Annotated in this window: 21 protein-coding genes; all 21 read left to right on the top strand. The window is 48.9% G+C overall.

Annotation, left to right across the window (positions count from 1 at the left end):
• Complete coding sequence (gene cpsB, locus A6013_RS11505) at positions 1–1,437, top strand: mannose-1-phosphate guanyltransferase (protein WP_028013792.1); 1,437 nt, start codon at positions 1–3, stop codon at positions 1,435–1,437.
• A gap of 109 nt (positions 1,438–1,546) precedes the next feature.
• Positions 1,547–2,917, top strand: a complete 1,371-nt coding sequence (gene cpsG, locus A6013_RS11500; RefSeq protein ID WP_041909126.1) for a colanic acid biosynthesis phosphomannomutase CpsG — start codon at positions 1,547–1,549, stop codon at positions 2,915–2,917.
• Positions 2,918–2,963: 46 nt separating this feature from the next.
• Complete coding sequence (wcaJ, locus tag A6013_RS11495) at positions 2,964–4,358, top strand: undecaprenyl-phosphate glucose phosphotransferase (protein ID WP_041909129.1); 1,395 nt, start codon at positions 2,964–2,966, stop codon at positions 4,356–4,358.
• A 1-nt stretch (position 4,359) separates the two neighbouring features.
• On the top strand, positions 4,360–5,838 hold the full coding sequence (wzxC, locus tag A6013_RS11490; protein WP_069733093.1) for a colanic acid undecaprenyl disphosphate flippase WzxC: 1,479 nt from the start codon (positions 4,360–4,362) through the stop codon (positions 5,836–5,838).
• A 17-nt stretch (positions 5,839–5,855) separates the two neighbouring features.
• Positions 5,856–7,136 (top strand): colanic acid biosynthesis pyruvyl transferase WcaK, encoded by a 1,281-nt coding sequence (wcaK, locus tag A6013_RS11485; RefSeq protein ID WP_069733092.1) that lies wholly within the window; start codon positions 5,856–5,858, stop codon positions 7,134–7,136.
• Entirely contained in the window at positions 7,133–8,353 is a 1,221-nt protein-coding gene (wcaL, locus tag A6013_RS11480; protein WP_048959499.1) for a colanic acid biosynthesis glycosyltransferase WcaL, read from the top strand. Before wcaK ends, wcaL begins: the two co-directional genes overlap by 4 nt.
• A gap of 12 nt (positions 8,354–8,365) precedes the next feature.
• Positions 8,366–9,757, top strand: coding sequence for a colanic acid biosynthesis protein WcaM (gene wcaM, locus A6013_RS11475; RefSeq protein ID WP_041909137.1), 1,392 nt, complete (start codon positions 8,366–8,368; stop codon positions 9,755–9,757).
• Between the two features lie 176 nt (positions 9,758–9,933).
• Positions 9,934–10,830, top strand: a complete 897-nt coding sequence (gene galF, locus A6013_RS11470) for a GalU regulator GalF (RefSeq protein ID WP_048957548.1) — start codon at positions 9,934–9,936, stop codon at positions 10,828–10,830.
• Positions 10,831–11,211: 381 nt separating this feature from the next.
• Positions 11,212–12,156, top strand: a complete 945-nt coding sequence (locus tag A6013_RS11465) for an NAD-dependent epimerase/dehydratase family protein (protein WP_069733091.1) — start codon at positions 11,212–11,214, stop codon at positions 12,154–12,156.
• A complete protein-coding gene (locus A6013_RS11460; protein ID WP_069733090.1) occupies positions 12,156–13,199 on the top strand; it encodes a glycosyltransferase family 4 protein in 1,044 nt (347 codons plus the stop codon). Before A6013_RS11465 ends, A6013_RS11460 begins: the two co-directional genes overlap by 1 nt.
• Positions 13,192–13,752, top strand: coding sequence for a sugar O-acyltransferase (locus A6013_RS11455; protein ID WP_069733089.1), 561 nt, complete (start codon positions 13,192–13,194; stop codon positions 13,750–13,752). Before A6013_RS11460 ends, A6013_RS11455 begins: the two co-directional genes overlap by 8 nt.
• 38 nt (positions 13,753–13,790) lie before the next feature.
• Positions 13,791–15,677, top strand: coding sequence for a nucleoside-diphosphate sugar epimerase/dehydratase (locus A6013_RS11450; RefSeq protein WP_069733088.1), 1,887 nt, complete (start codon positions 13,791–13,793; stop codon positions 15,675–15,677).
• A gap of 102 nt (positions 15,678–15,779) precedes the next feature.
• A complete protein-coding gene (rfbB, locus tag A6013_RS11445) occupies positions 15,780–16,865 on the top strand; it encodes a dTDP-glucose 4,6-dehydratase (protein ID WP_069733087.1) in 1,086 nt (361 codons plus the stop codon).
• Positions 16,865–17,764 (top strand): dTDP-4-dehydrorhamnose reductase, encoded by a 900-nt coding sequence (rfbD, locus tag A6013_RS11440; protein ID WP_069733086.1) that lies wholly within the window; start codon positions 16,865–16,867, stop codon positions 17,762–17,764. The genes rfbB and rfbD overlap by 1 nt, the downstream gene beginning before the upstream one ends.
• Positions 17,765–17,816: 52 nt before the next feature.
• Positions 17,817–18,698, top strand: coding sequence for a glucose-1-phosphate thymidylyltransferase RfbA (rfbA, locus tag A6013_RS11435; RefSeq protein ID WP_069733085.1), 882 nt, complete (start codon positions 17,817–17,819; stop codon positions 18,696–18,698).
• 128 nt (positions 18,699–18,826) lie between these two features.
• Entirely contained in the window at positions 18,827–19,633 is an 807-nt protein-coding gene (locus A6013_RS11430; protein ID WP_069733084.1) for a glycosyltransferase, read from the top strand.
• Positions 19,634–19,673: 40 nt separating this feature from the next.
• Positions 19,674–20,222 (top strand): dTDP-4-dehydrorhamnose 3,5-epimerase, encoded by a 549-nt coding sequence (gene rfbC / locus A6013_RS11425; RefSeq protein WP_069733083.1) that lies wholly within the window; start codon positions 19,674–19,676, stop codon positions 20,220–20,222.
• Positions 20,222–20,617: an FdtA/QdtA family cupin domain-containing protein gene (locus A6013_RS11420; protein WP_032623965.1), complete on the top strand. Its 396-nt coding sequence runs from the start codon at positions 20,222–20,224 to the stop codon at positions 20,615–20,617. Before rfbC ends, A6013_RS11420 begins: the two co-directional genes overlap by 1 nt.
• A gap of 16 nt (positions 20,618–20,633) precedes the next feature.
• Positions 20,634–21,737, top strand: coding sequence for a DegT/DnrJ/EryC1/StrS aminotransferase family protein (locus A6013_RS11415; RefSeq protein ID WP_069733082.1), 1,104 nt, complete (start codon positions 20,634–20,636; stop codon positions 21,735–21,737).
• Positions 21,734–22,984, top strand: a complete 1,251-nt coding sequence (locus tag A6013_RS11410) for an O-antigen translocase (RefSeq protein WP_032623967.1) — start codon at positions 21,734–21,736, stop codon at positions 22,982–22,984. The genes A6013_RS11415 and A6013_RS11410 overlap by 4 nt, the downstream gene beginning before the upstream one ends.
• A gap of 141 nt (positions 22,985–23,125) precedes the next feature.
• Positions 23,126–24,295, top strand: coding sequence for a hypothetical protein (locus A6013_RS11405; protein ID WP_139128225.1), 1,170 nt, complete (start codon positions 23,126–23,128; stop codon positions 24,293–24,295).
• Positions 24,296–24,301 lie beyond the last annotated feature (6 nt).

Raw genomic sequence — 24,301 nt, 5'->3', positions numbered from 1 at the left:
ATGAGTCAAACCACTTTGTATCCGGTTGTGATGGCTGGTGGCTCTGGTAGCCGGTTGTGGCCGCTGTCCCGCGTGCTCTATCCAAAACAGTTCCTCTGCCTGAAAGGGGATCTCACCATGCTGCAGACGACGGTAAACCGTCTGCACGGCGTGGAGTGTGAAAGCCCGGTGGTGATTTGTAACGAACAGCACCGCTTTATCGTTGCCGAGCAGCTGCGCCAGCTGAACAAGCTCACGGAAAACATCATCCTGGAGCCTGCCGGACGTAATACCGCGCCCGCGATCGCCCTGGCGGCGCTGGCGGCAAAACGCAGCAGCCCTGACTGTGACCCGCTGATGCTGGTCCTGGCGGCAGATCACGTTATCCAGCAGGAAGACGCATTCCGCGACGCGGTGCGTGCCGCGATCCCTTACGCCGAGAGCGGCAAGCTGGTGACCTTCGGCATCGTGCCGGATCTGCCGGAAACCGGCTACGGTTACATCCGTCGCGGCAGCGTAACGCCGGGTGAGGGCGATAGCGTGGCGTTTGACGTGGCGCAGTTTGTCGAAAAACCGAATCTCGAAACCGCCCAGGCCTATGTCGCCAGCGGTGAATATTACTGGAACAGCGGGATGTTCCTGTTCCGCGCCGGACGCTATCTCGAAGAGCTGCGCAAATACCGCCCGGATATTCTGAACGCCTGCGAAAAAGCGATGGCGGTGGTAGACCCGGATCTCGACTTTATCCGCGTGGATGAAGAGGCGTTCCTCGCCTGTCCGGAAGAGTCTATCGACTACGCTGTGATGGAACGCACGGCTGACGCGGTGGTGGTACCGATGGATGCAGGCTGGAGCGATGTGGGCTCCTGGTCCTCCCTGTGGGAGATCAGCGCCCATACCCCGGAGGGTAACGTCCATCACGGCGATGTGATTAGCCACAAAACCGAAAACAGCTACGTTTACGCCGAGTCTGGCCTCGTCACTACCGTCGGGGTGAAGGATCTGGTGGTTGTCCAGACCAAAGACGCGGTGCTGATTGCCGACCGTAACGCCGTGCAGGACGTTAAAAAAGTGGTTGAGAAGATTAAGGCCGATGGCCGTCACGAACACCACATTCACCGTGAAGTGTACCGTCCGTGGGGCAAATATGACTCCATCGACGCGGGCGACCGCTATCAGGTGAAGCGCATCACCGTGAAGCCGGGCGAGGGGCTGTCGGTGCAGATGCACCATCACCGCGCTGAACACTGGGTGGTGGTGGCGGGTACGGCCAAAGTGACCATCGACGGCGAAGTGAAGCTGCTGGGTGAAAACGAGTCCATTTATATTCCGCTGGGCGCCACGCACTGTCTGGAAAACCCGGGGAAAATTCCTCTCGATTTAATTGAGGTGCGCTCCGGCTCGTATCTGGAAGAGGACGATATTGTGCGCTTCCAGGATCGCTACGGGCGCGTGTAGCACGCCGCATCATGCCCGGCGGCGCTGCGCCTGCCGGGCCTACGAATGACAAAAATAAATTTGGCCATTAAGTGGTCAGGGCCAACTGTTGCCTGAAAAAGGGGTCATCATGGAAAAATTAACCTGTTTTAAAGCCTACGATATTCGCGGCAAGCTGGGCGAAGAGCTGAATGAAGACATCGCGTGGCGCATCGGTCGCGCGTACGGCGAATATTTAAAACCTAAGACCATCGTGCTGGGCGGCGACGTGCGTCTGACCAGCGAATCCCTGAAGCTGGCGCTGGCAAAAGGGCTGCAGGACGCGGGCGTGGACGTGCTGGACATCGGCCTGTCCGGTACCGAAGAGATCTATTTTGCCACCTTCCACCTCGGCGTGGACGGCGGTATCGAAGTGACGGCCAGCCACAACCCGATGGACTACAACGGCATGAAGCTGGTGCGCAAGGGCGCGCGCCCGATTAGCGGCGACACCGGTCTGCGCGACGTGCAGCGCCTCGCGGAAGCCAACGACTTCCCGCCGGTGAACGACGCGAAGCGCGGCAGCTACAAACAGATTAACCTGCAGAAAGAGTACATCGACCACCTGCTGGGCTACATCAACGTGGCGAACCTCAAGCCGCTGAAGCTGGTCATCAACTCTGGTAACGGCGCGGCAGGCCCGGTTGTCGATGCGCTGGAAGCCCGCTTTAAGGCGCTGAACGTGCCGGTGACCTTCGTCAAGGTACACAACACGCCGGACGGTAACTTCCCGAACGGTATTCCTAACCCGCTGCTGCCGGAGTGCCGCGACGACACCCGTAACGCGGTGATTGAGCACGGTGCCGATATGGGCATCGCCTTCGACGGCGACTTCGACCGCTGCTTCCTGTTCGACGAGAAAGGGCAGTTTATCGAAGGCTACTACATCGTTGGCCTGCTGGCGGAAGCGTTCCTCGAGAAAAATCCGGGCGCGAAGATCATTCACGATCCGCGTCTTTCCTGGAACACCGTCGACGTGGTGAAGGCCGCGGGCGGCGAGCCGGTGATGTCCAAAACCGGCCATGCCTTCATCAAAGAGCGCATGCGCGAAGAAGACGCCATCTACGGCGGCGAGATGAGCGCGCACCACTATTTCCGTGATTTTGCCTACTGCGACAGCGGGATGATCCCGTGGCTGCTGGTGACCGAGCTGCTGTGCCTGAAGGGGCAGAGCCTGGGCGAGCTGGTGCGCGACCGCATGGCGGCCTTCCCGGCGAGCGGGGAGATCAACAGCAAGCTGGCGCAGCCGGCCGAGGCGATTGCCCGCGTAGAACAGCACTTTGCCATTCACGCGCTGGAGATTGACCGTACGGACGGCATCAGCATGGCGTTCCCGCAGTGGCGCTTTAACCTGCGTTCGTCCAACACCGAGCCGGTGGTGCGCCTGAACGTGGAATCCCGCGCTGATACGGCGCTGATGGAAGCCCGAACGAAGGACATTCTGGCGCTGTTGAATCAGTAACAATTGCCCCTCCCGGCGGGAGGGGGAACCGAATACAGGAACAACGATGACGAATCTAAAAAAACGCGAACGAGCGAGAACGAATGCATCGTTAATCTCTATGGTGCAGCGTTTTTCTGATATCACCATCATGGTCGGTGGATTGTGGGCGGTGTGTCGGATCAGCGGGCTGCCGTTCTTATATATGCATCTTCTGATGGCCCTGATTGCGCTGGTTGTGTTTCAGATGATCGGCGGAATGACCGATTTCTACCGCTCGTGGCGCGGCGTGAAAATGACCACCGAACTGATGCTGCTGCTGCAGAACTGGACCCTGAGCCTGATCTTCAGCGCCGGTCTGGTGGCGTTCAGCCATGATTTTGACAACCGCTTCGTGACCTATCTCTGCTGGTACCTGTTAACCAGCGTCGGCATGGTCGTGTGCCGTTCCCTGATCCGTTTTGGCGCGGGCTGGCTGCGTAACCGCGGCTATAACCGTCGTTTCGTGGCGGTGGCAGGCGATCTGCCCGTCGGCAGGGTGCTGCTCGACAGCTTCCGCAAAGAGCCGTGGTTAGGGTTTGAAGTGGTGGGGATTTACCACGACGCGAAGCCGGGTGGCGTGCCTGCGGACTGGGCGGGCAATTACGCGCAGCTGATTGAAGACGCGAAGGCCGGAAAAATTCATAACGTCTATATCGCCATGCAGATGAAAGACGAAACCCGCATCAAGCAGCTGATGCGCGAGCTGGCGGACACCACCTGTTCGGTGATCCTGATCCCGGACGTGTTTACCTTCAACATTCTGCATTCCCGCATTGAAGAGGTGAACGGCGTACCGGTGGTACCGCTGTACGACACGCCGCTGTCGGGTATCAACCGCGTGCTCAAGCGCGTGGAAGATATCGTACTCTCTTCCCTGATTTTACTGCTCATTTCCCCGGTGCTGTGCTGCATCGCCCTGGCGGTGAAGCTGAGCTCTCCCGGCCCGGTTATCTTCCGTCAGACCCGCTACGGCATGGACGGTAAACCGATCATGGTGTGGAAATTCCGCTCCATGAAGGTGATGGAGAACGACAAGGTGGTGACCCAGGCGACGCAGAACGATCCGCGCGTCACCCGCGTGGGGAACTTCCTGCGCCGCACTTCGCTTGACGAGCTGCCGCAGTTCATCAACGTCTTTACCGGCGGCATGTCGATTGTTGGCCCGCGTCCGCACGCGGTGGCGCATAACGAGCAGTACCGTTCGCTGATTGAGGGCTACATGTTGCGCCATAAGGTGAAGCCGGGCATCACCGGCTGGGCGCAGATCAACGGCTGGCGCGGCGAGACCGACACGCTGGAAAAAATGGAAAAACGCATCGAGTTCGATCTGGAGTACATCCGCGAGTGGAGCCTCTGGTTCGATATCAAGATTGTTTTTCTGACCATCTTCAAAGGTTTCGTGAACAAAGCGGCGTACTAAGATGAGCTTACGTGAAAAAACCATCAGCGGCGCCAAGTGGTCAGCGATGGCGACCATCGTCATCATTGGCCTCGGCCTGGTGCAGATGACGGTGCTGGCGCGCATTATCGATAACCACCAGTTCGGCCTGCTGACCGTCTCGCTGGTGATTATCGCGCTGGCCGACACGCTGTCTGACTTCGGTATCGCCAACTCCATTATCCAGCGCAAAGAGATCAGCCATCTCGAGCTGACCACGCTCTACTGGCTGAACGTCGGGCTGGGCATTTTCGTCTTTGTGCTGGTGTTCCTGCTGAGCGACACCATCGCCAGCGTGCTGCACAACCCGGATCTCGCCCCGCTGATGCGCACGCTGTCGTTTGCCTTTGTGGTGATCCCGCACGGGCAGCAGTTCCGCGCTCTGATGCAAAAAGAGCTGGAGTTCAACAAGATCGGCATGATCGAGACCAGCGCCGTGCTGGCGGGCTTTACCTTTACCGTGGTGAGCGCCCATTTCTGGCCGCTGGCGATGACCGCCATCCTCGGTTATCTGGTTAACTCTGCCGTGCGTACGCTGCTGTTCGGCTACTTTGGCCGCAAGATTTACCGTCCGGGGCTGCATTTCTCTCTCGCGTCCGTCTCGTCCAACCTGCGCTTTGGCGCGTGGCTGACGGCGGACAGCATTATTAACTATGTGAATACCAACCTCTCGACGCTGGTGCTGGCGCGCATCCTGGGCGCGAGCGTGGCGGGGGGCTACAACCTGGCCTATAACGTTGCGGTTGTTCCTCCTATGAAGCTGAACCCCATTATCACTCGCGTGCTGTTCCCGGCGTTCGCCAAGATTCAGGACGACACAGAGAAGCTGCGCGTCAACTTTTACAAGCTGCTTTCCGTGGTGGGGATTATCAACTTCCCGGTGCTGCTGGGGCTGATGGTGGTTTTCAGCAACTTCGTGCCGCTGGTGTTTGGCGAGAAGTGGAACGGCATTATCCCGATCCTGCAGCTGTTGTGCGTGGTGGGGCTGCTGCGCTCCGTGGGCAATCCGATTGGTTCTCTGCTGATGGCGAAGGCGCGCGTGGATATCAGCTTTAAGTTCAACGTGTTCAAAACCTTCTTGTTTATTCCGGCGATTATCGTCGGCGGGCATATGGCGGGCGCCATCGGCGTCACGCTGGGCTTCCTGCTGGTGCAGATCGTCAATACCGTTCTGAGCTACTTCATCATGATCAAACCGGTGCTGGGCTCCAGCTACCGTCAGTACATCCTGAGCCTGTGGCTGCCGTTCTATCTCTCATTGCCGACCCTGGCGGTGAGCTACGGTCTGGGCATTATCCTCAGCGGGCATCTGCCGCTGGCCGCGCTGCTGGCGGTGCAGGTTGCCGCGGGCGCGCTGGCGTTTGGCGTGATGATTGTGCTGTCGCGCAACGCGCTGGTGGTAGAGATGAAGCGCCAGTTTTGCCGTAACGAAAAAATGAAAACGCTGCTTCGCGCAGGCTAGTTCTTTAAGAGGCCATTATGAAATTATTAATTCTTGGCAACCATACCTGCGGCAACCGTGGCGACAGCGCCATCCTGCGCGGTTTACTGGATGCAATTAACACCCTTAAGCCTGAGACTGAAGTGGACGTGATGAGCCGTTATCCGGTCAGCTCATCCTGGTTACTGAACCGCCCGGTGATGGGCGACCCGCTCTACAGCCAGATGAAACAGCACAACAACGCCGCGGGCGTGATGGGGCGCGTGAAGAAAGTGCTGCGCCGTCGCTACCAGCATCAGGTGCTGCTTTCCCGCGTCACCGACACCGGCAGGCTGCGCAACATCGCGATCGCGCAGGGCTTTACCGATTTCGTGCGCCTGCTTTCCGGCTATGACGCCATTATTCAGGTCGGCGGCTCGTTCTTCGTCGATCTTTACGGCGTGCCGCAGTTTGAGCATGCGCTGTGCACGTTCATGGCGAAAAAGCCGCTGTTTATGATCGGCCACAGCGTCGGGCCGTTCCAGGATCCGCAGTTTAACCAGCTCGCAAATTATGTGTTTGGCCACTGCGACGCGCTGATCCTGCGCGAATCGGTCAGCCTCGACATGATGAAGCGTAGCGAAATTGACACCTCTAAAGTAGAACACGGCGTGGATACCGCCTGGCTGGTGGATCACCAGGACAATAACTTCCAGCCGAGCTACGCGGTGCAGCACTGGCTCGACGTGACGGCGAAACAGAAAACCGTTGCGATTACCCTGCGTGAACTCGCCCCGTTCGATAAGCGTCTTGGCACCACCCAGGCAGCCTATGAGAAAGCGTTCGCCGACGTGGTGAACCGCGTACTGGATAGCGGTTACCAGGTGCTGGCGCTCTCAACCTGTACCGGCATCGACAGCTACAACAAAGATGACCGCATGGTGGCGCTGAACCTGCGCAACCTGGTGAACGACCCGTCCCGCTACCACGTGGTGATGGACGAGCTGAACGACCTGGAGATGGGCAAACTGCTCGCAGCCTGCGACCTGACCGTGGGCACCCGTCTGCACTCGGCGATTATCTCCATGAACTTTGGCACGCCGGCCATCGCCATTAACTATGAGCACAAGTCCGCCGGGATTATGCAGCAGCTTGGCATGCCGGAAATGGCAGTGGATATTCGTCATCTGCTGGACGGATCGCTCGGTGCAATGGTGGGGGACACCCTGGGTCAACTGCCCGCGATCAATGAACGCCTGGCGATGGCGGTGAAAGCCGAGCGCGAGAAGGGCATTGACATGGTGAAGTCGGTACTTGACCGCGTGCGGGAGGGGAAATGAAGGTTGGTTTCTTCTTACTGAAATTTCCGCTGTCGTCTGAGACCTTTGTACTGAACCAAATTACCGCGTTTATCGATATGGGATATGACGTGGAGATCGTCGCCCTGCAAAAGGGCGACACCAAAAATACCCATGCGGCGTATGCCCAGTATGGGCTGGAGGCGAAGACCCGCTGGCTGCAGGACGAACCGGCCGGGAAGCTGAGCAAACTGCGCTACCGGGCCAGCCAGACGTTACGCGGGATCCACCGCGCGTCGACGTGGCGCGCGCTGAACGTTTCCCGCTATGGATCGGAATCTCGCAATTTAATTCTGTCGGCCATCTGCGGGCAAACGGCGCAGCCGTATCGTGCCGACGTGTTTATCGCCCACTTTGGCCCGGCGGGGGTCACCGCCGCGAAACTGCGTGAGCTTGGCGTAATTGACGGCAAAATTGCGACCATCTTCCACGGTATCGACATTTCCAGCCGCGAGGTGCTGAACCACTACACGCCGGAGTATCAGGAGCTTTTCCGCCGCGGCGACATGATGCTGCCCATCAGCGACCTGTGGGCCGGACGACTGAAAAGCATGGGCTGTCCGGGGGAGAAAATTGCCGTGTCGCGTATGGGCGTGGATTTAACGCGCTTCACTCGCCGCCCGGTTAAGGTGCCGGGAAAACCGCTGCAGATCATCTCCGTAGCCCGTCTGACCGAGAAGAAAGGTCTGCACGTGGCCATCGAAGCCTGCCGACAGCTGAAGGCGCGCGGGGTGGCGTTCCACTATCGCATTCTCGGCATTGGCCCGTGGGAACGTCGTCTGCGCACGCTTATCGAACAGTATCAGCTGGACGATGTCGTCGAGATGCCGGGCTTCAAGCCGAGCCATGAGGTTAAAGCCATGCTCGATGAGGCGGACGTGTTCCTGCTGCCTTCGGTAACGGGCGCCGATGGCGATATGGAAGGCATTCCGGTGGCGCTGATGGAGGCGATGGCCGTTGGGATCCCGGTGGTATCGACGCTGCACAGCGGGATCCCGGAGCTGATCAAATCTGATCATTCCGGCTGGCTGGTGCCGGAGAATAACGCGATGGCTCTTGCGGATCGATTGGCTGCCTTCAGCGACATCGACCAGCAGGCGCTGGAGCCTGTGCTCCAGAATGCCCGACAAAAAGTTGAAACCGATTTTAACCAGCAGGTAATCAATCGCCAGTTAGCGAGCCTGCTGCAAACGCTGTAACGCCGAGGTTGTATGCTGAAAAAGATTACCCGACGCACCTTTGTCTCTTCTCTGTCTGTTCTGGCGGCCTCGCCGCTGCTGTCGTCCCGCATGGCGCGGGCGGCAAGCGGAAAGACGGTCTCCATTAATCAGTACAATAACAACGACTGGATCGCCGCTTTTAAGCAGGCGTTTAAGGACGGTGACACCGTCGTTGTCCCGGCCGGACTTACCTGCGAAAACATCAATACGGGCATTTTCATTCCCGACGGTAAAACGCTGCTGATCCGCGGAGCGTTGACCGGCAACGGACGTGGGCGTTTTGTGCTGCAGGAAGGCTGCAAAGTGATCGGTGAAGGCAGTGGGCGCACGGAGAACATCACGCTCGATGTTCGCGGCTCGGACTGCGCGATCAAAGGGCTGGCAATGAGCGGATTTGGGCCGGTGACGCAGATTTACATTGGCGGCAAGAAACCTCGCGTGATGCGCAATCTGGTGATTGATAACATCAGCGTGAGCCAGGCTAACTACGCCATCCTGCGCCAGGGCTTTCACAATCAGGTTGATGGCGCCCGGATCACCAACAGCAAATTCAGCCATCTGCAGGGCGATGCGATCGAGTGGAACGTTGCCATCAATGACCGCAATATCCTCATCTCCGATCATGTGATCGATAACATCAACTGCACTAACGGCAAGATCAACTGGGGCATCGGCATCGGCCTCGCCGGCAGCACCTACGATAACGACTACCCGGAAAAGCAAACCGTGAAGAACTTCGTGGTGGCAAATATCACCGGCAGCAACTGTCGCCAGCTGGTGCACGTTGAGAACGGGAAACACTTTGTTATCCGCAATATAAAGGCCAAAAATATTACCCCCGATTTCAGTAAAAAGGCGGGTATAGACAACGCAACGGTCGCCATTTATGGCTGTGATAATTTCATTATTGATAATGTCGACATGGTCAATAGTGCCGGAATGTTAATCGGCTATGGGGTAATTAAAGGTGATTATTTGTCCATACCCCAGAACTTCAAGCTCAACAATATTCACCTCGATAATCGCCAGCTAGCGTATAAGCTGCGCGGAATTCAAATTTCATCCGGTAATGCGACCTCCTTTGTAGCGATCACCAACGTGGAGATGAAGCGGGCGACGCTTGAGCTGCACAATAAGCCGCAGCATCTTTTCTTACGTAATATCAACGTGATGCAGGAGGCAGCTATTGGCCCCGCGCTGAAGATCAACTTCGACCTGCGTAAAGATGTGCGGGGTAAATTTATGGCCAAAGACGAAACCTTGCTGTCGCTGGCGAACATTAAAGCGGTGAATGAGAAGGGGCAGAGTTCAGTGGATATTGACCGGGTGGATCAGCAGGTTGTGAATGTGGAAAGGCTGAATTTTGCGCTTCCGCACAGATAATCGACAACTTTCTTTTTTGAGACTATTCCTGGCACAGAAGTGTGATCTATTCAGATTACAACTACAGAAATTTGTGGGGCTAAGGCGTAACATTGTCAGAGGATTACGGCAAATCATGCTGGCGAAAACAGGTTTAAGAGCTATAATTCGTCAACCATTTTAAGGTGGAAGAAATAATGATTAATTTGAAAGCAGTCATTCCGGTAGCAGGCCTGGGCATGCATATGCTGCCAGCCACTAAAGCCATCCCTAAAGAGATGCTGCCGATTGTCGACAAACCGATGATTCAATATATCGTCGACGAGATTGTTGCTGCAGGGATCAAAGAAATCGTCCTGGTTACCCATTCGTCCAAGAATGCGGTTGAGAACCACTTCGACACCTCTTACGAACTCGAAGCGTTGCTTGAGCAGCGCGTTAAGCGCCAGCTGCTGGCGGAAGTGCAGTCTATCTGCCCGCCAGGCGTAACCATTATGAACGTGCGTCAGGCACAGCCGCTGGGTCTGGGTCACTCGATTTTGTGTGCCCGTCCGGTAGTGGGTGATAACCCATTCATCGTTGTTCTTCCGGACATCATCATCGATACCGCTTCAGCCGATCCGCTGCGTTACAACCTGGCGGCAATGGTGGCACGTTTCAATGAAACCGGCCGTAGCCAGGTGCTGGCGAAACGCATGAAGGGCGATCTCTCCGAGTACTCCGTTATCCAGACAAAAGAAGCGCTGGAGACGGAAGGGCAGGTGAGCCGCATCGTTGAATTCATCGAAAAACCCGATCAGCCGCAGACGCTGGATTCGGATCTGATGGCGGTTGGCCGTTATGTTCTGAATGCCGATATCTGGGCGGAGCTGGAAAAAACTGAGCCAGGCGCCTGGGATCGTATCCAGTTGACCGATGCAATTGCAGCACTGGCGAAAAAACAGTCTGTTGACGCAATGCTGATGACAGGTGACAGCTACGACTGCGGTAAGAAGCTGGGATACATGCAGGCGTTTGTGAACTATGGGCTGCGCAACCTGAAGGAAGGTGCGAAGTTCAGAAACCGGATTGAGAAGCTGTTGGCTAACGACTGATATTCATTCCGCGTCCAGAACAAACGGCAGTTATCATTTTTGGTGTTGAGACATAACCAAAATGATAACTGCCGTTTTTTGTTATTAATTTTAATGATTACATAGGGTTATCTGATTCAAATCTCAGCAGCTTTGTAGCGATTTGTGCTTGTTTCTCTGGTCGTTTAGGACGACAATTAACGCCAGTTTTTGTCTGTAACCAGACAAGCAAAATCATTAATCAAACATCGCTCAGTGCACTGGTAGCTGTTAAGCCAGGGGCGGTAGCGTGCCTGGCATTTACAATTGAATTTTAAACGAACAGTTGTGAACGAGACAGTCTCACGCAAATCTGCACTACGTGCGGGCGTAAATATCAGATTGAGCCGATAGGGGATGTCAATGAAAGTAATGGTGACGGGCGGGACCGGGTTTCTTGGAACTGCTTTAGTCCAGGCGTTGAAGTCATCAGGACACGAGGTGATATTAACAACGCGCAAGCAGGAGAACCCTGAACAGGGCATTTACAACCTGGGTGATATCTCAGCCAATACCAACTGGTTAAATCTCCTGCAAGGATGCGACACTATCATTCATACCGCAGGAAGGGCGCATATCCTTAATGATGATGCTCAGGACGCTTTAGCGGAATTTCGCCGTGTCAATCACGACGCAACGATGAAATTAGCGAGCGATGCTGCGACCAGCGGAGTTAAACATTTTATCTTTGTAAGCTCAATCGGCGTTAACGGTAATGCCACCTCAGGGATCCCATTTACTGAGGCCTCGGAGCCACAACCCACCTCTGATTACGCCATTTCTAAGCGAGAAGCCGAGCAGAGTCTGCTTAATCAATTTGCAGAAAGCGATATGGCGATCACCATTGTTCGCCCGGCATTGATTTGTGGTGAAAATGCACCGGGTAATATACAGCGCCTTTTAAAACTGGTTTCTAAAAACCTACCGTTGCCATTTAAAAATGTCAGGAACAAGCGAGCGCTGGTGTCTCTGGATAATGTCGTCAGTTTCATCAGCGAATGCGTGGTAAATGAGAAATCCAAAAATCAACTCTATTTACTCGCCGATGCAGAACGTCCTTCAACCGAAGATATGATTAATGCCTTTGCCTCAGGAATGGGCATTAAAGCGAAACTGGTCTCATTTCCAACGGGTATCTTCAGGTTATTGCTTTCTTCAGTTGGTAAACGAGGTATTTACGATCAGCTGTTTGGCGATCTGGAAGTCGATGCCTCTAAATCCCGGAAACATTTAAACTGGACGCCCCCGATAACCCTTTTTGAAACGATGAAAAAAACGGCGAAATATTATATCGAAGGTAATAAATAATGATGAGTTTTGGGATTGTGATATTCGCTTTTTTAGTATCATGCGCGCTGACCTGGGGGCTACGAGGTTATGCCATTAAGCATAACGTTATTGACCGTCCAAACCAGCGAAGTTCGCATTCGGTACCAACCCCACGAGGGGGCGGAGTGGCTATCGTTCTGACGCTCCTGGCGGCGTTAGTCTGGTTTTATTTCAGCCGCGCGCTGACGCTGGATAGCTTCCTGGGTTTATTTATTCCAGGATTGATTGTTGCCATCATCGGTTTCCTTGACGATCACGGCCATATCGCGGCACGCTGGCGTCTGCTGATGCATTTCCTTGCGGCAGCAATCGGCATCTATTTCTTAGGTTCTTTCCCTGTCATTACGCTGTTTGGTTATGACGTTTCCTTATCCTGGGTTGGTATGATTCTGGGCTGCGTTTATCTGGTCTGGATGCTTAACTTATATAATTTTATGGATGGGATTAATGGCTTAGCTAGCTCAGAGGCCATCACCTTTGCTGCATGTAGTGCGGTATTGATGGCTATCAACCCGTATACAGACGCGCCAGGCACTCTTTATCCTCTCACGCTTGCCCTTATTGGTGCCGGAGCCGGCTTTCTTGTCTGGAACTTCCCGGTCGCGAAAATCTTCATGGGCGATGCCGGAAGTGGTTTTCTTGGGATAACAATCGGACTGATGATCCTGCATATTGCGAAAGTTGACTCGCACTTCTTTATTGCAGAATTATGCTTGCTGGGCATATTTATCGTCGATGCCACGACAACGCTATTGAGGAGGCTCGTAGCAGGTAAAAAGGTCTATGAAGCACATGCCAGCCATGGCTACCAAATCCTCGCAAGAAAATATGGCAGCCACGTTCCGGTGACATCATTGGCAATTGCCGTCAATCTGCTGTGGCTTTTCCCCTTCGCCTTTTTTATTGCCTCAGGCAAAATTGATGGTGTTGTGGGGCTGCTTATCGCCTGGTTCCCGCTTCTCGTTGTTGCACTGAAATGTGGTGCAGGAGTTAAAGACAAAGAGAGCAACGTCAATGCATGACTTATTGATTTTGGGCGCGGGTGGTCATGGCCGTACGCTGTACGAGACAGCGAGACTGCTGGGATATAAGGATATCGTTTTCCTCGACGATAATACCTCTGCCAGCCAGGAAATTAATCAGCTGATTATTGGAAAAATTTCTGAACTACAGTTACATATTGGTAAGGTCAGTCATGTCGCTATTGGCATCGGAAACAATAAAGTCAGAGAGCAGCTCTATCAGCAACTGCTCGGCTTAGGTATTCATCCTGTAACGCTTATACATCCCTTTGCATTTGTCAGTCCAACGGCGACCCTTGCTGAGGGAACTGTTGTGTTAGCGGGAGCTGTAGTGGGTGCCAACGCAAAATTAGGTTTGGCGACGATTGTGAATAGCCACTCGACAATAGATCACGATGCCATTCTTGGTGATTTCGCTCATTTAGGTGTTGGTGTTCATCTTGCGGGCAGCGCTGTGATTGGGAAAGCAGCGTTTCTCCAGGCGGGGACAGTGGGCGGTTATAATACTAAAGTAGACGATTACTCAGTGTGTCCTGCTGGTACTATTTTATAAACTGAATGCAAGCTTTAGTGAGGCGACCAGTTTTTAGTATGCTAAATTATTTAATATCTTTACCACGACCAATAAAACGTATTATCACACTCTCTATAGATGTTGTGCTTCTGTTGTGCGCTTTTTGGTTTGCATTTTGGGTGCGTATTGATTCAATGACTCCATTATATAGTACGGAGCATTGGCTTTTTATTTTCTCAATTATTTTAGTTACTCTGGCAATATTTGTTAAATTAGGACTGTATCGGGCAGTAATCCGTTATATTACTGCCAAGATATTATTGGTCGTAACGATGGGGATGGTCATATCGTCCATTTTACTTATTATCGCAGCGTTCTATACCAACCTCTATTTGCCGAGAACGATTCCTTTTATCTATTTCTCATTCGGTCTACTGCTTATTGCCGGATCACGGCTTGGAATGAGGATGTTAGTGAATCGTGGGTTGAATCTGGGTACTCGGGTAGTTATTTATGGTGCAGGTGCATCGGGTCGTCAATTACTGCCTGCGCTGAGCCAGATGGACGAATATTACCCCGTTGCTTTTGTCGACGATAATCGCGCCCTGCAAGGTCAGGTGATTCACGGAGTAAGCGTCTTCGCACCAGAAAAACTGCCCTGGCTGGTTGAGAAATACGAAGCGAAGAAAATTCTGTTGGCCATGCCAAGCGCAAGCCGGGCAAGAAAGAACGAAGTCATTAAAACCCTGGAAGGTCTGCCGTGCGAAGTGCTCTCAATACCGGGAATGGTCGATCTGGTGGAGGGGAAGGCAAGTATTGATTCCTTGCGGAAAGTCGTTATTACAGACCTGCTGGGCCGCGATCCTGTCTCACCCATTCCGGAACTGATATCGCGTAATATCAACGGGAAAACAGTGATGGTTACCGGGGCAGGGGGATCTATAGGGTCTGAACTATGCCGACAGATAATTAAAAATAAGCCAAACCAGCTTATTCTGTTCGAACTGTCCGAATTCTCCCTCTATTCCATTGATTCCGAACTGCGTAACCTGAATCTGGGTCAGGATTTTAAGGTTAAAATCTATCCGATCCTCGGAAACGTTCAGGATAAAGAGCATCTCGAAAGGTTAATCAGAGCATTCAACGTCGACACAATTTATCATGCTGCGGCGTACAAGCATGTACCGCTTGTCGAGTTCAACGTACTTGATGGCGTGCGCAATAATATCTTTGGTACGTTGAGCTGTGCTCAGGCTGCGGCAAGTTGCGGTGTTGAAAACTTTGTTCTGATTTCGACTGATAAAGCCGTTCGCCCTACCAACACCATGGGGGCGACCAAGCGCATGGCGGAGCTGGTGCTGCAAGCGCTGGCGAAGGAATCCAGTAAAACCTGCTTCAGTATGGTTCGTTTCGGCAACGTGTTAGGCTCATCAGGCTCAGTTGTGCCGTTATTTGAAAAACAGATTGCTGCAGGTGGACCGGTGACGCTGACTCACGAAGATATCACGCGTTACTTTATGACCATTCCTGAAGCGGCTCAATTGGTTATCCAGGCGGGAGCCATGGGCACGGGCGGCGATGTTTTTGTTCTGGATATGGGGGAACCCGTCAAGATCATCGACCTTGCGCACCGCATGATTACGTTGCAAGGGCTTACCGTTCGCGATGATAAAAACCCTTATGGTGATATTGCGATAAAAACAACGGGTCTGCGGCCTGGTGAGAAACTGTATGAAGAGTTGCTTATCGGCGACAATGTATCCGTTACGCAGCACCCGCGTATCAGGACTGCTAACGAGGTGATGTTGCCGTGGAGTGAGATGAGCATTATTCTCCGTGACCTCGACAACGCCTGCTGTCAGTTCGACTACGAGCGCGTGCGAGAGATACTTTTACAGGCACCTGCAGCATTTAATCCAACCGACGGTATCTGCGATTTACTTTGGAATGTAAAGGTAAGTTAAAATAGCAGATTGTCAGTTTCTACGCCCTGGAGGCCTATCGAAAGTTACCAGGGCGACAGCAACTAATTAATTGTTTCTGATAACATTAAGAGCGAAATAAACGTGAAAATTCTGGTCACTGGTGGAGCAGGCTTTATTGGGTCTGCGGTGGTACGACACATTATTAATGATACGCAAGATTCTGTTATTAACGTCGATAAACTGACTTATGCAGGGAATCTTGAATCGCTGGCCGAAGTCTCGAACAGCGAACGCTATCATTTTGAACATGCCGATATCTGTGACAGCAATGCCATGGCGCGTATTTTTGCAGAGCACCAGCCGGATGCGGTGATGCACCTGGCGGCCGAAAGCCACGTTGATCGCTCGATCACCGGCCCGGCAGCCTTTATCGAGACTAACATTGTTGGCACCTATGTACTGCTGGAAGCAAGCCGCCAATACTGGTCAGCGTTAGATGCTGATAAAAAAGCGTCTTTCCGTTTCCACCATATCTCAACAGATGAAGTCTATGGCGATCTTCCGCATCCGGATGAAGTGGCCAAGGGAGCTGAACTGCCGCTGTTTACTGAAAAAACGGCCTATGCCCCAAGCAGTCCCTATTCTGCTTCTAAAGCGTCCAGCGATCATTTGGTCCGTGCCTGGCTGCGTACCTATGGTTTCCCTACCATTGTGACTAACTGTTCTAACAATTACGGTCCATATCACTTCCCGGAAAAACTTATCCCGCTGGTCATTCTCAATGCGTTGGAGGGTAAAGCCCTGCCTGTTTACGGTAAAGGAGACCAAATCCGCGACTGGCTGTACGTAGAAGATCACGCCCGTGCCTTATACACCGTAGTAACCCAGGGCAAGATTGGCGAAACCTATAACATCGGTGGTCACAATGAGAAGCAGAACCTTGATGTGGTAAATACCATCTGCTCATTGCTGGATGAAATCGTGCCGAAGGAAGGTTCCTATCGTGACCAGATAACATATGTGGCTGACCGCCCGGGTCACGATCGCCGTTACGCAATTGATGCAGAGAAAATTGGTCAGGAGTTGGGCTGGAAGCCTCAGGAAACTTTCGAAAGTGGTATTCGTAAAACCGTAGAATGGTACCTGGCGAACACAAAATGGGTAGAGAACGTGAAAAGCGGCAGCTACAAATCCTGGATTGAAGAAAACTACGGGGATCGTGCGTAATGAACATCCTGTTGTTTGGCAAAACAGGGCAGGTGGGCTGGGAGCTACAGCGTGCTCTGGCACCTCTGGGTCATTTGATTGCGGTTGACGTCCATTCGCAGGAGTATTGCGGTGATTTCAGCAACCCTGAAGGCATTGCAGAAACGGTGCGCCGCATTAAGCCTGATGTCATCGTCAACGCGGCCGCGCATACCGCCGTCGATAAGGCCGAGTCAGAACCCGAATTTGCTCAGTTGCTGAATGCCACGAGTGTCGAGGCGATTGCCAAAGAGGCCCAAAAATTGGGGGCTTGGGTTGTTCACTACTCTACTGATTACGTATTCCCGGGTAATGGCGATACGCCGTGGCTTGAAACGGACGCCACAGCGCCGCTTAATGTGTATGGTGAGACCAAACTTGCTGGTGAAAAAGCGTTAAGTGAAAATTGTTCACGCCATTTGATCTTCCGGACTAGCTGGGTTTATGCCGGTAAAGGGAATAATTTTGCGCGTACTATGCTGCGACTGGCAAAAGAGCGTTCTGAGCTGTCTGTTATTAACGACCAATTTGGGGCCCCTACGGGTGCTGAATTATTAGCAGACTGTACGGCTCATGCTATTCGGGTTGCCCTGAATAAACCTGAAGTGGCAGGGACTTATCATCTGGTTGCCAGTGGTACAACAACCTGGTACGACTATGCCTCTCTGGTATTTGATGAAGCGCGCAAAGCAGGAATTGAATTGGCATTAAAGCAGCTTCATGGGGTGCCGACCAGTGCGTACCCTACGCCTGCAAAACGTCCGGCAAACTCGCGCCTCAATACGTTAAAGTTCCAGCAGAATTTCAACCTCGTACTGCCTCAGTGGGACGAGGGGGTTAAGCGTATGCTGACTGAGTGGTTTACAGCGACAGCGATTTAATAATGATCGGGATGCCTGGGAATGGGCATCTTATGACTATAGAGATGATGAAATGAAAACGCGTAAAGGTATTATTCTGGCGGGTGGCTCTGGCACTCGTTTGTATCCAGTGACCATGGCTGTTAGTAAACAATTATTGCCTATTTATGATAAGCCGATGATTTACTATCCTCTTTCAACACTGATGCTGGCTGGTATTCGAGATATTTTAATTATTAGTACTCCGCAGGATACACCGCGTTTTGAACAACTTCTGGGTGATGGAAGCCAGTGGGGTCTGAATCTGCAATACAAAGTCCAGCCAAGCCCGGATGGTCTGGCGCAGGCTTTTGTTATTGGCGAAGAATTCATTGGTAACGATGATTGCGCCCTGGTGTTGGGGGATAACATTTTCTATGGTCACGACCTTCCTAAATTGATGGATGCCGCGGTTAATAAAGAAAATGGTGCAACGGTCTTTGCCTATCACGTGAACGATCCTGAGCGTTACGGTGTTGTCGAGTTTGATAAAAGTGGTACCGCCATCAGCCTCGAAGAAAAACCGCTGGAACCGAAGAGTAATTATGCGGTTACGGGACTTTATTTCTACGATAATAGTGTCGTTGAGATGGCGAAGAATTTAAAACCGTCAGCACGTGGTGAACTGGAAATCACGGATATTAACCGTATTTATATGGAGCAAGGAAAGCTTTCCGTGGCTATGATGGGCCGTGGCTTTGCCTGGCTTGACACAGGGACTCACCAGAGCCTGATTGAAGCGAGTAACTTCATTGCAACCATTGAAGAACGCCAGGGGTTGAAAGTCGCTTGTCCTGAAGAAATTGCCTATCGTAAAGGCTTTATTAATGCTGAGCAAATAGCTCTCTTAGCAAAGCCATTAGCAAAAAATAATTATGGCAAATATCTTTTAAAAATGATTGATAAAAAAATATAATAATCAATTTTCTCAAATATTATAAAGTAGTATTGCTCTGTCACATTTCTCACATGAACATGTGAATGAATTTTTAAATCGGACAGAATTACTATATTTAAGCAGCAGTGAGGAAGTGTGGGGATTATATGCATTTTAGTGTGTTAATTTCGCTCTATGACAAGGAAAAACCTTCCTATTTGGAAGAATGTTTTGACAGTCTGGCAAATCAAACGGTTAAAGCGGATGAAATCGTTCTTGTTTATGATGGCCCTATCAACGAAGCATTATGCACAGTGGTCGATAGATGGTCAATGTCATTACCTATCAAGATCGTCGCATTAAAAAAGAACGTTGGGTTAGGACAAGCGCTGAATGAAGGAATGAAACATTGCACCTATGATTATGTCATGCGGATGGATACGGATGATATATGCCAACCAACTCGTTTTGAATTACAATCTGCATTTATGGAGTTAAACCCTGATATTGATATTTCAGGAAGTTGCATCCGCGAGTTTATAGGTGATAAAAACAATATAGTATCAGAAAGAAAGGTTCCACTTACTAATAAAGAAATTAAAAAATTCGCAAGACATAAAAATCCTTTTAACCATATGACTGTCATTTTCAAAAAATCCAGCGTCCAGTCTGTTGGGGGATACCAGCACCATTATCTTATGGAAGATTATAATTTATGGTTGCGGTTACTAGGGGCAGGATTCAGAGCGGGCAACTTGGACGAATCATTGGTATTGGTCAGAGTCGGAGCTGATATGTTGGTTAGGCGACGCGGAATTAAGTATGTTTCAAGTGAGTATAAACTTGCTCGAATGAAAAGAATGACTGGTTTTCAGAATATATTGTCGTGTCACTACTATTTTATTTTGAGAAGTATTCCACGATTACTGCCATTATGGGCGCTTAAGCGAATATATAATATTACACGAAAATAGAGACTCACTCTGCGAGTTACTGATATTGATAGAGGCTATAATGAAAATTTCTAATACTTCGCTCAGTGGTGTTTTGATTATCGAACCTCGAGTGTTTCATGATGAAAGAGGCTATTTCTTTGAGAGTTTTAACGAAAAAAACTTCAAAGAAAATATAGATCCAAACGTCATTTTTAAACAAGATAATCAGTCAAGATCTTCTAAAGGGGTTTTACGGGGTTTGCACTATCAAGAAGCACCTTTTGCCCAGGGAAAACTGGTTAGATGTGTTACAGGGCAGGTTTTTGATGTAGCGGTTGATATACGCAAAGAATCTCCAACATATGGGCAATGGGTGGGTGTTATTTTATCAGAAGAGAATAAAAAGCAGCTTTGGATCCCAGCTGGATTTGCACACGGTTTTTTAACTTTAAGTGAGCATGCAGAATTTCTTTATAAAACTACCGATTATTATTCTCCAGCACATGAACGTTGTATAAAATGGGATGATAAGGACTTGAATATAGAATGGCCAAAAATGGAATACATCATTTCTGAGAAAGATCAGAACGGTTCAACCTTTGCTTCATTAAACGTTCAAGGTAAATAATGAAAATCAATTTTATCCCACTTCAAAAGCATGGTGATGATCGTGGTTCATTGGTCGCCTTAGAAGAAGAGAATAATATCCCTTTTAGTATTAAAAGAGTTTACTACATCTTTGATACTAAAGAAGGTGTTCGTAGAGGTTTTCATGCGCATAAAAAATTAAAACAAGTTGCGATCGCCGTAAAAGGTTCTTGTCGTTTTCTGTTGGATGATGGGACAGAGAGGATAGAGGTTGTTTTGGACAATCCAGCGCAGGGGCTTCTCATTGAGTCATGTATTTGGCGTGAGATGTATGATTTTTCGAGCGATTGCGTTCTGATGGTATTAGCTGACTGTCATTATGACGAAAATGATTATATTCGTGATTATGACGATTTTTTAAAGCAAGCAAGATAAATATTACAGGTTTAATATGATTAATTTTCTGAATTTAAAAGAAGTAAATGCCAGATACAATGAAGAACTTAAAAATGCCTGCGCTAAGGTGATTGATTCTGGCTGGTATATTATGGGTGAGGAATTACAAAAATTTGAGAAGGATTTCTCATACTTCTGCAATGTTAAACATACAATTGGTGTAGCTAATGGTTTAGATGCACTCATTCTCATTTTTAGAGCCCTAAAAGAATTAGGAAAGCTAAAAGATGGTGATGAAGTTATCGTTCAGGCTAATACCTATATAGCATCGGTTCTGGCGATCACTGCGAATAATCTTAAACCTGTACTTGTCGAGCCCGATGCGGATACATTCAATCTCTCACCTCAGAATGTTCGCTCCGTCATCACAGAGAAGACAAAAGCGATATTGCCAGTGCATTTGTATGGACAACTGTCTCCAATGCCTGAAATCATGGAGATTGCAAAAGAATTTGATCTACTTGTCATCGAAGATAGTGCCCAATCTCATGGGGCAAATATTAATGGTAAAAAATCTGGGAACTGGGGTATAGCGTCAGGGTTTAGTTTCTATCCAGGAAAAAATCTGGGTGCTCTGGGCGATGCGGGTGCAATCACTACCAATGATGATGAATTAGCAGATGTACTCCGTGCTTTAAGAAATTATGGTTCTCAGAAAAAATACGAGAACCTTTATCCTGGAGTTAATAGTCGCCTTGACGAGATTCAGGCTGCAATGCTATCTGTTAAACTAAAATATCTTCCTCAAGAAACTATTCGCAGACAAGAGATTGCAAAAATTTATATCGAAGGGATCTCTAATAGTTTGATCACAGTGCCGACAGTAACCTTTGACTCTGCACATGTTTGGCATCTATTTGTTGTGAAGTGCGAATACAGAGAACAGTTACAGGCATGGCTGACAAAAAATAATATTCAATCATTAATTCATTATCCAATACCACCTCATAAGCAAAAAGCATATGAGGAACTAAACGGTATGAGTTTGCCTGTGACGGAAAAAATTCATAATACTGTATTATCTATACCTCTTGATCCAACAATGTCAAACCTTGAGGTGGAAAAAGTTATCGATGCTTTAAATGAATTTACTGTATGAAAAAGTTGTTAAAGGTTACGGCAATGACAGGGTCATTAACATTATTAAAAATGTTAATTGGCTTTATAATTGCTAAAGTAGTCGCGATCTACACTGGGCCATCAGGTATGGCCCTTTTAGGCCAAATACAAAGTCTGGTAAATGCATTTAATGGTGTTATTAACGCACCTGTTTCAAATAGCGTGATACGTTATACCGCTGAGCACCATGAAGATGGCTATGAAGCATGTAGCCCATGGTGGCGAGCTGCTTTATTTTGGATGTTAGCATTATATATCATTTTACTGCCAATTGGATTATTTTTAAACCACTATCTATCTCAATGGTTATTTGGTGGGGCTGAATATCAATGGGTTATTTATTTGGCAGTATTCGTTTTGCCCTTTACCGCTATTGGGACCTTAGTCAATTCTGTCATAAATGGACTGCAGAATTATAAACTCTATGTCTTTTTGGGAATAGTTTCTGTTTCTGTTTCTGGTGCGGTTATGACAGCGCTAATCATTAGATGGAATATAGATGGTGCTCTGATAGCCGCAGCTTTGCAATCGGCATTGATAGGCATTTCACTGATTGTTATGAGCATTAAGCAGCCATGGTTTAGATTCAGCCTATGGTTTGGTAATATTGATAAAAAAGCATTGGCTGACACGTGGGGATATATTGTGATGGCAATCATCACTGCTATCGCCATGCCGGTGGCATTGATGCTTATTAGAAACTTGCTGGTAGCTAATGAAGGATGGGCCGCTGCTGGGATGTGGCAATCCGTGTGGAAAATATCAGAAGTGTACTTGGGGGTATGTACCATGGCGCTTAGTGCTTATTATCTCCCGAGATTGTCTAAAATAAGTGATTATTATTCGATTAAACTTGAGATTTGGAATACAGCCAAAATAATAATACCGATTGTAATAATTATGGCCGTTACAATTTATTTGTTACGTGATGTAGTCATAACTGTTTTATTCACTGAGCAATTCAGGAACGCAAGAGATTTATTTGGCATTCAACTTATGGGGGATGTTGTTAAAATAGCAAGCTGGCTTTATGCATTTCCTATGATAGCTCGGAATGCAACAAAATGGTTTGTTGCAAGTGAGGTGTTTTTTTCTGCAACGTTGGTTGTGCTGAGTTATTATTTTATCCTGCATTTTGGAATTCAGGGCGCCAATATAGCTTACTTATTGAACTATACTCTCTATTTTATTTTTGTTGTGACAAATTTAAAAAGAATTTCTAGCTGAGTAAATCTACTTATGGACAATGGCCAGTTTTTAGATCTGTTATACTCGAACCTCACGTTATATTTGTCTTTGTTGGGTCTGGTTTTCATAATTTATTATGCATGGTTTGGTAACAAAGTTAGGCATGTTGCAGACCCTCTGATGATTGGTTTTGTTGCACAGGTTTTTTCCTGTTCAGTTGTTTTATTGTTAGAGTTTACCTCAGAGATAGATGATTTTTATTTCTATTCTTTTTTATATACTGAGGTTATGTTTTTAATACCATTATTGTTTATGCGGAAAAATTATGTAAAGATTAATGATGATTCCCATGAACGCTTTATTGCTTACAAACGTTGGAATTATGGGTACTCCAGTTTTTACTATACAACTACTATTTTACTCATCATAACGAGTATATATTATTTTGCTATTGTAGGTATTCCAATCTTAAATCAATTATCGAGGTTGGATACAAATGAATCAGCTGGAATTATTTCATGGTTTACCGATGTCTACTGGGTTTGTTTCCCAGCTATGGTAGCTATTAAGAGATATGTTTATCGTAGGAAAAGTTTTGTCGACTACGTGCTATTATTACTTTGTTTTGTATGTTTGCTGGTTAAAGGGGGGAAATCTGACTTCTTCTTTATGATTGTATCCTTATTTTTAGTTAAGGAAGTATATCAAATACGAGAATTAGCAAAAGTTGTAAAGATACTATCATACATTTCTCCTTTAATAATTCTGGGATTGATGGTTGTTATTTTCAGTGTTTGGGGAGCCAACGGCAGTGTGGTTTCGGCGTTTTTTGAGCGTTTTGTTTTATTTGGTGATGTTTTTTACCAGGGTTATAGCAAACCATTTATGGATTCGTTACCAAAGGATATTTATGTCTGGGATTATTTTTTTGGCGGTACAATAAACAAATTGTCTATGATTCTTGGTTATCCGGTAAAAGACAAAGTCATTTTTGGATACGAGATTTCAAAATACTATTATAATATCGACAGTGGAATTGGTCCCAATGCAAGACAGAACATTCTTGGGTTGTATTTATTTGGGCCATATTTCTGTGGTGTTTTTTCGTTTGTTTTAGGGCTAATATATTTGGCAATAAGACGTGGTACATTTTTAGTAAATAACCGAACAAGAGCTTATTCATTAAGAGTTGTATTCTATATTATCTTTTGTACCTATTCTTGTTATTTATTTATCGACCCAACTTTGACATGGGGTTTGTATTTAAAAACAACGTTCGTGTTTATTTTCCCGCTTATTGTGTCGCTACTTAATCAATCTATATATAATAGGCGATTAAAAGGTGTATAAAATTTG

This window comes from Enterobacter sp. IF2SW-B1 (assembly GCF_001743375.1).
GTDB lineage: Bacteria > Pseudomonadota > Gammaproteobacteria > Enterobacterales > Enterobacteriaceae > Enterobacter > Enterobacter bugandensis.
The sequence above is the reverse complement of the archived record's forward strand: the minus strand, read 5'-3'. Positions and strand labels throughout refer to the sequence as shown.

Bases quoted from the DNA above. Each gene is read 5' to 3' on its own strand.
- cpsB (WP_028013792.1), top strand. From the start codon at position 1: ATGAGTCAAACCACTTTGTATCCGGTTGTGATGGCTGGTGGCTCTGGT.
- cpsG (WP_041909126.1), top strand. From the start codon at position 1,547: ATGGAAAAATTAACCTGTTTTAAAGCCTACGATATTCGCGGCAAGCTG.
- wcaJ (WP_041909129.1), top strand. From the start codon at position 2,964: ATGACGAATCTAAAAAAACGCGAACGAGCGAGAACGAATGCATCGTTA.
- wzxC (WP_069733093.1), top strand. From the start codon at position 4,360: ATGAGCTTACGTGAAAAAACCATCAGCGGCGCCAAGTGGTCAGCGATG.
- wcaK (WP_069733092.1), top strand. From the start codon at position 5,856: ATGAAATTATTAATTCTTGGCAACCATACCTGCGGCAACCGTGGCGAC.
- wcaL (WP_048959499.1), top strand. From the start codon at position 7,133: ATGAAGGTTGGTTTCTTCTTACTGAAATTTCCGCTGTCGTCTGAGACC.
- wcaM (WP_041909137.1), top strand. From the start codon at position 8,366: ATGCTGAAAAAGATTACCCGACGCACCTTTGTCTCTTCTCTGTCTGTT.
- galF (WP_048957548.1), top strand. From the start codon at position 9,934: ATGATTAATTTGAAAGCAGTCATTCCGGTAGCAGGCCTGGGCATGCAT.
- A6013_RS11465 (WP_069733091.1), top strand. From the start codon at position 11,212: ATGAAAGTAATGGTGACGGGCGGGACCGGGTTTCTTGGAACTGCTTTA.
- A6013_RS11460 (WP_069733090.1), top strand. From the start codon at position 12,156: ATGATGAGTTTTGGGATTGTGATATTCGCTTTTTTAGTATCATGCGCG.
- A6013_RS11455 (WP_069733089.1), top strand. From the start codon at position 13,192: ATGCATGACTTATTGATTTTGGGCGCGGGTGGTCATGGCCGTACGCTG.
- A6013_RS11450 (WP_069733088.1), top strand. From the start codon at position 13,791: ATGCTAAATTATTTAATATCTTTACCACGACCAATAAAACGTATTATC.
- rfbD (WP_069733086.1), top strand. From the start codon at position 16,865: ATGAACATCCTGTTGTTTGGCAAAACAGGGCAGGTGGGCTGGGAGCTA.
- rfbA (WP_069733085.1), top strand. From the start codon at position 17,817: ATGAAAACGCGTAAAGGTATTATTCTGGCGGGTGGCTCTGGCACTCGT.
- A6013_RS11430 (WP_069733084.1), top strand. From the start codon at position 18,827: ATGCATTTTAGTGTGTTAATTTCGCTCTATGACAAGGAAAAACCTTCC.
- rfbC (WP_069733083.1), top strand. From the start codon at position 19,674: ATGAAAATTTCTAATACTTCGCTCAGTGGTGTTTTGATTATCGAACCT.
- A6013_RS11420 (WP_032623965.1), top strand. From the start codon at position 20,222: ATGAAAATCAATTTTATCCCACTTCAAAAGCATGGTGATGATCGTGGT.
- A6013_RS11415 (WP_069733082.1), top strand. From the start codon at position 20,634: ATGATTAATTTTCTGAATTTAAAAGAAGTAAATGCCAGATACAATGAA.
- A6013_RS11410 (WP_032623967.1), top strand. From the start codon at position 21,734: ATGAAAAAGTTGTTAAAGGTTACGGCAATGACAGGGTCATTAACATTA.
- A6013_RS11405 (WP_139128225.1), top strand. From the start codon at position 23,126: ATGATTGGTTTTGTTGCACAGGTTTTTTCCTGTTCAGTTGTTTTATTG.